Origin of the sequence: Streptomyces sp. SID14478 (assembly GCF_010548525.1) — a bacterium.
Taxonomy (GTDB): domain Bacteria; phylum Actinomycetota; class Actinomycetes; order Streptomycetales; family Streptomycetaceae; genus Streptomyces.
Window position 1 is genome coordinate 1 of sequence record NZ_JAAGMG010000834.1, and the last position, 10673, is coordinate 10673.

Sequence of the window (10673 nt, forward strand, 5' to 3'; positions counted from 1 at the left end):
GCAGGCCCTCGCGGAGCGGCTGCCACTGCCCGGGCAGCGCGAGGCGGACGCGACCGTGTGGCGGGTGCCCCTGCCCGCGCGGGCGCCCCTGCCCGGAGCCGCGGGAGCGCGTTCCACGGAGCAGTTGCTGGAGGAGGAGCTGCACGCCGCGGTCGCCCGCGCCGAGGCCCTGGAGGCCGACCGGCGCAACCTCACGCACGAACTGGACGAGACCAACAGCGGAGTCCTCGCCCTGTACGTGCAGTTGGAGGAGCGCGACGAGCAACTGCGCCGCGCCCACGGCCAGATGCTGCGCGAGCTGGAGGACGCGCTGCGCCCGGCCCCGATGAAGGTGGACGGCCTCGAACTGGGCATCCACTACGCCCCGGCGGGCACCGACGCCCCGACCGGCGGCGACCTCTACGACTGGTTCCAACTGCCGGACGGCACCGTCCACATCACGGTCGTCGACGCCCTCGGGCACGGCCTGCCCAGCACGCGCAGCGCCCTGAACGTGACGCACGCCGTACGCACCCTCACCCTGGAGGGCCACCCCCTGGAGACGGTCGTCGCCCGCACCGACGAGATCCTGCTGCCCTACGACCGGGAGCTGATGGCCACCGTCCAGCTCGCCCGGCTCGACCCGGACTCGGGCCACTTCACCGTCGCCAACGGCAGCCATCCGCCGCCCCTGCTGGTGAGCGAGGACGGCTCGGCCCGCTTCCTCGAAGTGCGCGGCCGGGGCATCGGCTACCCCCTGGCGGGCAGTGAAGGACTGTGGCACGACAGGCTCGCCCCCGGCGATCTGCTCGTGCTCTACACCGACGGCCTGACCGAGAGCCGCCGTGACCCCTACGAGGGCGAGCGCCGGCTCACCGCGGCCGCCGTGCGCCACCGGCACCGCCCCACCGAAGAGATCCCCGGCGCCCTCGCCAAGGAGATGCACACCGTGATCCTCCACCCGGACGACACGCTCGCCCTGACCGTACGGAGAAGCCGATGACACAGCCGGACGCGCCCATATCCGGTGACCCGCTCTCCCTGGCCACGACCGGCGACGCGAGCAGCCCGCTCATCACGCTCGCCGGCGACCTCGACTACGAGACCGCACCGCGGCTCCTCACCTCGGTGGGCGAGCTCGACGTGCCGCCCGGCGCCACGGTCACCCTCGACCTGTCGGGCGTACGGTTCTTCGACTCGGGCGGCATCAACGCGCTGCTGCGGGCCCGCACCGCACTCCAGGACCGGGGCGCGGAGCTGGCCGTGCGCCGCCTCTCCCCGGTCGTCGAGCGGATCTTCAGGATCACCGGCCTCGACACGGTCCTCGTTCCCGGCACATCGGCCGGGACCGAGAGCGGTGAAGATCCGACAGCGGGGTAGCCGGAGCGCATGGAGATCGTGATGAACGGTCCTCTGACGGGGGCTCAGGCGCGGCAGAGCGCCGCCCGGTTTCTCGCCGAGCACTGCCCGTGGGCCGACGCCGACGCCGTGCTGCTCGTGGTCTCGGAGCTGGTCACGAACGCGGCCCGGCACACCGGCGCCCTGGGCCGGCTGCGACTGACGGCCGACGCGCTCGGCCTGGCCGTCTCCGTGGAGGACGCCGACCCGCGCGCCCCGGTGCCCCGCACCCCCGACATGGGGGGCGGCGGCGGGTTCGGCTGGCACATGGTGGAACGCCTCGCGCAGCGCCTCGTGGTCCATCCGGCGCCGGACGGCAAACGCATCGAGGCGGCGTGGGCCGCGCCGACCGCGTGACCCACACCGCCTCATGACCTCGTGAGGTACTAGCTCCAGCTGGCGTGCAGCGGCTTGCCCTCGGCGTAACCGGCGGCCGACTGGATGCCGACGACGGCCTTCTCCTCGAACTCGGCGAGCGAGTTGGCACCGGCGTAGGTGCAGGAGGAACGGACGCCCGCGATGATCGAGTCGATCAGGTCCTCGACGCCCGGACGCTGCGGGTCGAGGAACATCCGCGAGGTGGAGATGCCCTCCTCGAAGAGCGCCTTGCGGGCGCGGTCGTACGCGGACTCGTCGGAGGTCCGGTTCTTCACGGCGCGGGCCGAGGCCATGCCGAAGGACTCCTTGTACGCGCGGCCCTTGGCGTCGTGCTGCAGGTCGCCCGGGGACTCGTACGTCCCGGCGAACCACGAGCCGATCATCACGTTCGACGCACCGGCCGCCAGGGCCATGGCCACGTCGCGCGGGTGCCGGACGCCGCCGTCGGCCCACACGTGCTTGCCGTACTTCTTCGCCTCCGCGGCGCACTCCATCACGGCGGAGAACTGCGGCCGGCCGACGCCGGTCATCATCCGGGTCGTGCACATGGCGCCGGGACCGACGCCGACCTTGATGATGTCGGCGCCCGCCTCGATGAGGTCCTTCACGCCTTCGGCGGCGACGATGTTGCCCGCCACGATCGGCACCTGCGGGTCGAGGGCGCGCACCGTCCTGATGGCGCTGATCATCGACTCCTGGTGGCCGTGGGCCGTGTCGATGACGAGGGTGTCGACGCCCGCGTCGAGCAGCTGCTTGGCCTTGCCCGCCACGTCGCCGTTGATGCCGACGGCAGCGGCGATGCGCAGCTTGCCGTTCGCGTCCGTGGCCGGGGTGTAGAGCGTGGCGCGCAGGGCGCCGGTGCGGGTGAGGATGCCGGCCAGCTTGCCGTCCTTGTCCACGGCCGGGGCGTAGCGGCGGTTGGCGCCGTCGAGCTTGTTGAAGGCGTCGCGCGGGTCGATGTCCGCGTCGAGCAGCACCAGGTCGCGTGCCATGACCTCGGACAGCTGCGTGAAGCGGTCGACGCCGGTCAGGTCCTGGTCGGTGACGACGCCGACGGGCCGCTGCTCGTCGTCCACGACCACACCGGCGTTGTGCGCGCGCTTGGGCAGCAGCGCCAGGGCGTCGGCGACGGTCTGCGTCGGTGCGAGGACGATCGGGGTGTCGAGCACCAGGTGGCGCGTCTTCACCCAGGAGATGACCTCGGTGACGACCTCGATCGGGATGTCCTGGGGAATGACGACGAGCCCGCCGCGGCGGGCCAGCGTCTCCGCCATGCGGCGCCCGGCGATCGCGGTCATGTTGGCGACGACCAGCGGGATCGTGGTGCCCGTGCCGTCCGGCGACGAGAGGTCCACGGCCTGACGGGAGCCGACGGCGCTCCGGCTCGGCACCATGAAGACGTCGTCGTACGTCAGGTCGTACGCGGGCTTGATGTCATTGAGGAAACGCACGTGCGGACATCCCAGTCGGTAGAAGGGGGCCCCGGAAGAGTGCCGCCGGAGCACAAAGCACGTACCTCATTTTCCCACGCGCCCGTCGTTTCCGTCTCCGGGCCGAACGTCCCAAGGTCAGAGGCCCTGCTTGGGTGATCATCCGAGAGCCAGCAGCACCGTGACGGCGGACGCCTGGGCGAACACCTCCCGGGCGATCTCCCACTGCGCCGGCTGCCGCTCCTCGAACCGGTCCCAGCCGCGGACCACGAGAACCGGCGCGCCCTCGGCGGCGGGCAGCTGCCCCGGGTCGCCCAGGGCGTCGGCGAGCGCGTCCCAGTTGCGCCCGAACCACGCGGGGAGGGCGAGGGCGGTGGCGCAGCGGTCCATGAACGCGGCCTTGTCCTCGACCCCGTCGAGGTCGAGGACGCGCACGGTCCAGTCGGCCGGGGACACGGGAAGGCCGTTCAGCCCGCTCATCGCAGCACCGCCTCGAACGACTCGTAGTGGTCATCGGTGTAGTACGTCTCCCCGCCGCGCCCGGTGACGATGCGCCGGGCGCCCCGGTCACGCGCACCGGGCGTGCGCACGGTGTACTCCCGGTAGTAGCCGCGCTTCTCCTTCGGCAGCTCGCCCTCGAAGTTCCCGAAGACACTGCCGTCCTTCTCGTACGGGAACGGGCCGCCCGCGTCGATGAGCTCCAGGGTGCGCCGCGCCTCCGCGGGCAGCCGGGAGGCCTGCACCGTGGCCATGCCGTCGGCCGGTCCGTCGGAGGCGGAGCATCCGACGAGCAGGAGCGCGAGGCACAGCAGGACGGGACGCAGAAGCCGCAGCATCATGCTCCGATGCTGCCACCGTCGCGCCCGTCGGGCGATCGTGGAGCGGGCCCGGGGGCCTCGGTCCCTACGTCGCTCAGTCGTCCGGGTCGGCCCGCTGCAGCGCGGGCTTCGGCGCGGGCCCGGCCGTCAGCAGGAAATCGGCCGCGGCCGTGTCGGTGACCAGGCTGGTCACGAGCCCCGACCGCAGCACCGCATCGATGGCGGCAGCCTTGCGCTGCCCACCGGCGATGGCCACGACCTCCGGTATCCGCCGCAGGCGGTCCGCCTCGACGGTGATGCAGCGCTCGCCCAGGTCCCGCCCGACCCGTCGCCCCTGGGCGTCGAAGAGGTGCGCGGACATCTCGGCGGCGACACCGAGGGACGCGTAGTGCGCGCGCTCCTCGTCGCTGAGCATGTCGTGCACGGTCGAGATGCCGGGCTCCCACGAGCCGATCGACACACAGGCCACGGTGACCTTGTCGAAGTACTCGAAGGCGCGCGCGATCCCGGTCTGGTTGCGCAGCGCGCTCGCGGTGGCGGCGTCGGGCAGCAGCATGGGCGCGTAGATGGGGTGGGCGTCGCCGCCGGAGACCTGTGCGGCGCGCCGCACGGCCTCCACCGATCCGCGCTCGGCGGTCCCGGCGTCGTACACGCCCGTCAGCTGCACGACGGTGCACGGCGGGAGCCGGTCGAGGGCAGCGGCCATGTGGATGGTGGAGCGGCCCCAGGCGAGGCCGAGGACGTCGCCCTCGGTGACGAGCTCACCCAGCAGGTCCGCGGCGACCTCGCCGAGGTTCTCCGGGTCGGGCGACTCCTCCGCCTCGGCGGGCGACTCGACGACGACCGCGTGCCGTAGCCCGTAGCGGGCGCGCAGGGCGTCGGAGCGCTCGGCGTCCAGCTCGGCGGGGACCCGGATCTCGATGCGGACGAGATCTCGCTCCAGGGCGGTCTCCAGGACCCGGGCCACCTTGAAGCGGCTGACGCCGAACTCCTCGGCGATCTGGATCTTGGACTTGCCCTCCAGGTAGAAGCGACGGGCCATGGCCGCCGCCTGCACCAGCTCAGCGGGTCCCATCCGCAGGGCTGACCGACCCGCCGATGATGCGGACACGGCGTTCTCCTCACTTCTCTACTGCACGACTGAGCACGACACTGCGCGACTCACTGCGTTCACAACCTGGATACGCCGTTCATCCTTGCAGATCCGGCGGGCTTGATCAGCCCCGATGGACGGCGTTCACGTTTCCGTGGCTCAGTGGTCGCATGCCCAGGCGGCCGAAGACGTTGCGCCGTCTGCCTGGGTGCGCAATGCACGTACCGCTTCTGCCGGGTCCTTCGCCCCGTATACGGCCGATCCGGCGACGAAGACGTCCGCCCCGGCCTCGGCGCACCGCTCGATCGTCGCCGCGGAGACGCCGCCGTCGACCTGGAGCCAGAGTTCGAGGCCGTGCTTGGCGATGAGCTCCCTGGTACGGCGGATCTTCGGCAGCATGATGTCGAGGAACGCCTGCCCGCCGAAGCCCGGCTCCACCGTCATGATCAGGAGCATGTCGAGCTCGGGGAGGAGGTCCTCGTACGGCTCGATCGGGGTGGCCGGTTTGAGGGCCATCGAGGCGCGGGCGCCCTTGGCCCGGATCTCACGGGCCAGGCGGACCGGGGCCGCGGCCGCCTCGGCGTGGAAGGTGACGGAGCCGGCCCCCGCTTCGATGTACTGCGGCGCCCACCGATCGGGGTCCTCGATCATCAGATGGCAGTCCAGCGGGGTGTCCGTCGCCCGCGCCAGGGACTCTACGACCGGAACCCCCAGAGTGAGGTTCGGGACGAAGTGGTTGTCCATGACGTCGACATGCAGCCAGTCGGCGCCTTCGACGGCCCTGGCCTCGTCGGCGAGGCGGGCGAAGTCCGCGGACAGGATGCTGGGGTTGATCTGAGCCATGCCCCAAGCCTGCCATGCCCGCGGCCCGTTGCCCGCCTCGGTCCGGACCAGCGGGCGATACCGATGCCGAGCCGTGCCCTGCCATGCCATTGTGGGCCGCCCACAGCAGGCCTCGGGCCTGGGGGACCGCGCACGACGCAGCGGGGGGCGCCATGGCGGACGTACACACCGATGCCGAGAGCAGGACAGCGGCGCCGCGGCGCCATGCGGCGTGGCTGGTGTGCGGGCGGCGCAGCAAGTGGCTGGTGCTGCTCCTGTGGCTGGTGATCCTGGTGGGTGCGGCGCCGCTGGCTCAGAAGCTCACGGACGCGCAGGACAACGACGCCCAGTCCTGGCTGCCCGGCTCGGCCGAGTCGACCCAAGTCCTCGACCTCTCCGGTGACTTCAGGCCGGAGACCCTGCCCGCGATCGTGGTCTACGCGCGCGAGGGCGGCCTCACCGCGGCGGACCGGAGCCGGATCGCCGAGGACGTGGGCGAGCTCAAGCAGCTGCGCGACCACGGACTGCGCGGCACGGAGGCCGCCGGCCCGGTCTTCGACAAGAAGGTGCGGCCGTCCGCGGCGCAGGTCTCCGTCCCGGTGACCATGGACGCGAAGGGCTGGGAACGGATCGGGCCCGCGGTGGACTCCGTCCGCGACCGCACCGGTACGTCGGCCGACGGGCTGCAGATCCACGTCACCGGCCCCGCCGGGACGTCGGCGGACTTCTCCGAGGCCTTCGAGGGCATCGACTCGACCCTGCTGCTGTCCGCGCTCGGCATCGTGATCGTGATCCTGCTGTTCACCTACCGCAGTCCCACCCTGTTGCTGGTGCCGGTGGTGAGCGTCGTGGCGGCCCTGTTCGCGGCGCAGGCGCTGATCTATCTGCTGGCCCGGCACGCGGACCTGACGGTGAACGGGCAGAGCGCGGGCATCCTCACGGTCCTCGTGTTCGGCGCGGGGACGGACTACGCCCTGCTGCTCGTCGCCCGCTACCGCGAGGAGCTGCGCCGCCACGCGGACCGGCACGAGGCGATGGCGATGGCCCTGCACCGGGCGGGCCCCGCGGTGCTGGCGTCCGGCGCGACGGTGGTGCTCAGCATGCTGGTGCTGCTGACCGCCGACATGAACTCCACGCGCGGCCTCGGCCCCGTCGCCGCCCTCGGTGTCGCGATCGCCCTGCTCGCCATGCTGACGCTCTTCCCGGCCCTGCTGGTGATCTTCGGGCGGTGGATCTTCTGGCCGGTGATCCCGCACGAGGGCTCCGCGGAACCCACCGAACGGGGCGTCTGGGCGCGTGCCGGCCGCGGCATCGCGCGCAGGCCGCGCCTGGTCTGGGGCGTGACGGCGGTGGCGCTCGCGGCGCTCTCCCTCGGCCTGTTGCAGCTGCGCGCCGAGGGCGTCAGCAACGCGGACTCGTTCACGGACAAGCCGGACTCGATCGTCGGGCAGGAGGTCTCGGCGACGTACTTCCCGGCGGGCACCGGAGACCCGCTCGTCATCGTCGCGAACCAGGCGCAGGGCGAGCAGGTGGGCCGTGCCGTCGCCGCGACCGAGGGTGTCGTGCGCCGGAGCGTGGGCGTACCGCCCGGCACCGCGCCGGAACACGACGGCCGGGTCCTGTTCGAGGCGACGAGCACGGCCCCGTCCGACAGCCAGGCGGCCCGGGACACCGTGCAGCGGGTACGCGACGCGGTGGCGGCCGTGCCGGACGCGGACGCCAAGGTGGGCGGCGGCTCGGCCACGCTGCTCGACATGGACCGCGCGACGGCCCACGACAACAAGCTGGTGATCCCGCTCGTCCTGGTGGTCGTGCTGCTGATCCTGGGGCTGCTGCTGCGGGCCCTGGTCGCACCGCTGCTGCTGATCGGGACGGTGGTCCTGTCGTTCGCCGCGGCGCTCGGCGTGAGCGCGCTCGCCTTCCGCCACCTCTTCGACTACGCGGGCGAGTCGACGGACTTCCCGCTGTTCGTCTTCGTGTTCCTGGTGGCACTCGGCATCGACTACAACATCTTCCTGACCACCCGTATCCGTGAGGAGGCCGGGCGGCAGGGCACGCGGCCCGGCGTCGTCACGGGCCTCGCCGCGACGGGCGCGGTGATCACCTCGGCGGGCCTGGTCCTGGCGGGCACGTTCGCGGCGCTCGCCACCCTGCCGATGGTGGCCTTCGCCGAACTCGGCTTCGCGGTGGGGCTCGGCGTGCTCCTGGACACCTTCATCGTGCGCTCGGTCCTGGTGACGGCCCTGTTCCTGGACGTGGGACCCCGCGTGTGGTGGCCCCACGCCCTGGCCCGGGAGCCGGGAGGTGCGCCGTCGGAAGGCAGGTCCGCAGAAGGCGCCCCTTCGGAAGCCGCAGCCTCCTCGGCAGACCCGCCCGCAGAAGACTCGCCCTAAGGAGGGACGTCAGGCGGTACGCCGGATCAGCGCTAGGTACATCGCGTCCGTGCCGTGCAGATGGGGCCACAGCTGGATGTCCGGGCCGTCCCCGACCGCCGGCACACCCTCCAACAGGGGCCGTGCGTCGATGAGTTCGGCGCCGTCGTTGCCCTTGAGCACGTCGTCGACGACGGCCCGCGTCTCGGCCAGGTGCGGGGAGCACGTGGCGTACCCGACGACGCCGCCGACCCGCACGGCCTCGAGCGCCCCGCGCAGCAAGGACCGTTGGAGCGGGGCGAACCCCTCCAGGTCCTCGATGCGACGGCGCCAGCGCGCCTCGGGGCGACGGCGCAGGGCACCGAGTCCCGTGCAGGGCACGTCCATCAGGATCCGGTCGAAGGTGCCGGGCAGCCACGGCGGGCGGGTGCCGTCGGCGGCGATCACCTGGTACGGCCCGGGGTTCCCGTCGAGCGCCTTGGCGACGAGGCCGGCGCGGTGCGGCTGCTTCTCGGAGGCGAGGAGCACGGCCCCGCGCTCGGCCGCGAGCCCGGCCAGCATCGCGGCCTTGCCACCGGGACCGGCACATCCGTCCAGCCACTTCCGGTCGGAGCCCTCGATCGGCGCGTTCGCGAGCGCAAGGGCGACGAGCTGACTCCCCTCGTCCTGCACTCCGGCGCGGCCCGACTTCACGACGTCGAAGGAGCCCGGCTCGCCGCCCTCCGCGAGCCGCACGGCGTACGGGGACCAGCGCCCGGGAAGCGCGGATTCCTCGCCGACCTCCGTGAGGACGGCCTCGGCCGTGGTCCGCCCGGGCCGCGCCACGAGCGTCACCTCGGGCCGCTCGTTGTCGGCCTCCAGCAGGTCCTCGATCCCGGCACGCCCCCCGCCCAGGGAGTCCCACAGCGCCGACACGACCCATCGCGGATGCGAATGCACCACGGCGAGATGGTCCTCGGGGTCCTCGTCGTAGGACGGCGCGACCTTCGCCAGCCAGCCGTCGAGATCGTCCGCCGACACCTTGCGCAGCACCGCGTTGACGAACTTGGCGCGCCCGTCGCCGAGCACCACCCGCGCCAGCTCCACGGACGCGGACACGGCGGCGTGGGTGGGGATGCGCGTCCCGAGCAGCTGATGCACCCCGAGGTTGAGCACGTCGAGGACCGGCGGGTCGACCTCGCGCAGCGGCCGGTCGATACAGGCGGCGACGATCGCGTCGTACGTGCCCTGCCGGCGCAGCGTCCCGTAGACGAGCTCGGTCGCGAGCGCCGCGTCCCGCGCGTCGAAGTCGCCCTTGTCCCGGGCCTTGCGCAGCAGCGGCGGCAGGACGAGGTTCGCGTAGGCGTCCCGCTCGTCGACCGCGCGCAGCGCCTCGAACGCGAGCATGCGCACGGGGTCCTTCTGCGGACGGCGGTACGGCTTGCCCGGCTTACGGGGGCGGCGGTTCGACGAGGACGGCTGGTCGTTCAAAGGTGCTCCGCTGGTGGGGTCGTACGGGCGCTACGCACGGGTCGTACGCCGAGGTGAACCCTCCCAGCCTACGACCCGACGCACCCCCGGGCCCCCGCGGGCTCAGCCCAGGCGCTCGCCCGAGGCGATCCGCACCCCGCGCGCCCAGTCGGCCGCGGCCATCGGCTTCTTGCCCTGGGCCTGCACCCACAGCAGCTCCACCGCGTGCGAGCCCGTGCCCACGTACAGGTTCTTCTTGCCGACGCCCAGCTCGCCCGGCGCGAGGTCGGTGCGGTCGGGCGCGAGCACGGCCGTGCGCACCTTCAGGCGCTCGCCGCGGAACTCGGTCCACGCGCCGGGGGCGGGCGTGCAGCCCCGCACCACCCGGTCGACGCGCAGCGCGGGCGCCGCCCAGTCGATCCGTGCGTCCTCGACGGTGATCTTCGGGGCGAGGGAGACGCCGTCGGCGGGCTGCGGGACGGCGTGCAGGGAGCCGTCCTCGATCCCGTCCATCGTGGCGACGAGCAGTCCGGCGCCCGCGAACGCCAGCCGGGTCAATAGGTCGCCGCTGGTGTCGGTGGACCGCACTGCCTCCGTCACGGTGCCGTACACCGGGCCCGAGTCCAGGCCCTCCTCGATGAGGAAGGTGGACGCGCCGGTGATCTCGTCGCCCGCCATGACCGCGTGCTGCACGGGCGCCGCCCCGCGCCAGGCGGGCAGCAGCGAGAAGTGCAGATTGACCCAGCCGCGCGTCGGCACGTCGAGCGCGGTCTTGGGCAGCAGCGCCCCGTACGCGACGACCGGGCAGCAGTCGGGACCGATCTCGCGCAGCCGGGCGAGGAACTCCTCGTCGCGCGGCTTGGCGGGCTTGAGCACCTCGATGCCCGCCTCCTCGGCCCGCTCGGCGACCGGGCTCGCGACCAGCCGGCGGCCG

Annotated in this window: 11 protein-coding genes; 4 read left to right on the plus strand and 7 right to left on the minus strand. The window is 72.8% G+C overall.

Annotated elements, in window-relative coordinates:
• The 3 genes from G3I40_RS26935 to G3I40_RS26945 form a co-directional block, all read left to right on the plus strand.
• Positions 1-982: PP2C family protein-serine/threonine phosphatase (locus G3I40_RS26935; RefSeq protein ID WP_164304779.1), on the plus strand; the 982-nt coding region annotated here is incomplete at its 5' end.
• Entirely contained in the window at positions 979-1359 is a 381-nt protein-coding gene (locus tag G3I40_RS26940; RefSeq protein WP_164304781.1) for an STAS domain-containing protein, read from the plus strand. The genes G3I40_RS26935 and G3I40_RS26940, both read left to right, overlap by 4 nt.
• A gap of 21 nt (positions 1360-1380) precedes the next feature.
• Complete coding sequence (locus G3I40_RS26945) at positions 1381-1734, plus strand: ATP-binding protein (RefSeq protein WP_239091955.1); 354 nt, start codon at positions 1381-1383, stop codon at positions 1732-1734.
• A gap of 29 nt (positions 1735-1763) precedes the next feature.
• On the opposite strand, the gene G3I40_RS26950 is transcribed toward G3I40_RS26945, so the two are convergent.
• From G3I40_RS26950 to rpe, 5 genes are all read right to left on the minus strand, one after another.
• Entirely contained in the window at positions 1764-3206 is a 1443-nt protein-coding gene (locus G3I40_RS26950; RefSeq protein WP_164304785.1) for a GuaB1 family IMP dehydrogenase-related protein, read from the minus strand.
• A gap of 138 nt (positions 3207-3344) precedes the next feature.
• Positions 3345-3665 (minus strand): barstar family protein, encoded by a 321-nt coding sequence (locus tag G3I40_RS26955; RefSeq protein ID WP_164304787.1) that lies wholly within the window; start codon positions 3663-3665, stop codon positions 3345-3347.
• Positions 3662-4024, minus strand: a complete 363-nt coding sequence (locus G3I40_RS26960) for a ribonuclease domain-containing protein (protein ID WP_164304789.1) — start codon at positions 4022-4024, stop codon at positions 3662-3664. Before G3I40_RS26960 ends, G3I40_RS26955 begins: the two co-directional genes overlap by 4 nt.
• 73 nt (positions 4025-4097) lie before the next feature.
• Positions 4098-5078: a sugar-binding domain-containing protein gene (locus G3I40_RS26965; RefSeq protein WP_164304791.1), complete on the minus strand. Its 981-nt coding sequence runs from the start codon at positions 5076-5078 to the stop codon at positions 4098-4100.
• 177 nt (positions 5079-5255) lie between these two features.
• Positions 5256-5939 (minus strand): ribulose-phosphate 3-epimerase, encoded by a 684-nt coding sequence (rpe, locus tag G3I40_RS26970; protein ID WP_164304793.1) that lies wholly within the window; start codon positions 5937-5939, stop codon positions 5256-5258.
• 152 nt (positions 5940-6091) lie between these two features.
• Here rpe and G3I40_RS26975 point away from each other — a divergent pair, with 152 nt between their 5' ends.
• A complete protein-coding gene (locus G3I40_RS26975; protein WP_164304795.1) occupies positions 6092-8311 on the plus strand; it encodes an MMPL family transporter in 2220 nt (739 codons plus the stop codon).
• A gap of 9 nt (positions 8312-8320) precedes the next feature.
• On the opposite strand, the gene G3I40_RS26980 is transcribed toward G3I40_RS26975, so the two are convergent.
• Positions 8321-9760: a transcription antitermination factor NusB gene (locus G3I40_RS26980; protein WP_164304797.1), complete on the minus strand. Its 1440-nt coding sequence runs from the start codon at positions 9758-9760 to the stop codon at positions 8321-8323.
• 102 nt (positions 9761-9862) lie between these two features.
• On the minus strand, positions 9863-10673 hold an 811-nt coding region (locus G3I40_RS26985; RefSeq protein ID WP_164304799.1), incomplete at its 5' end, for a methionyl-tRNA formyltransferase.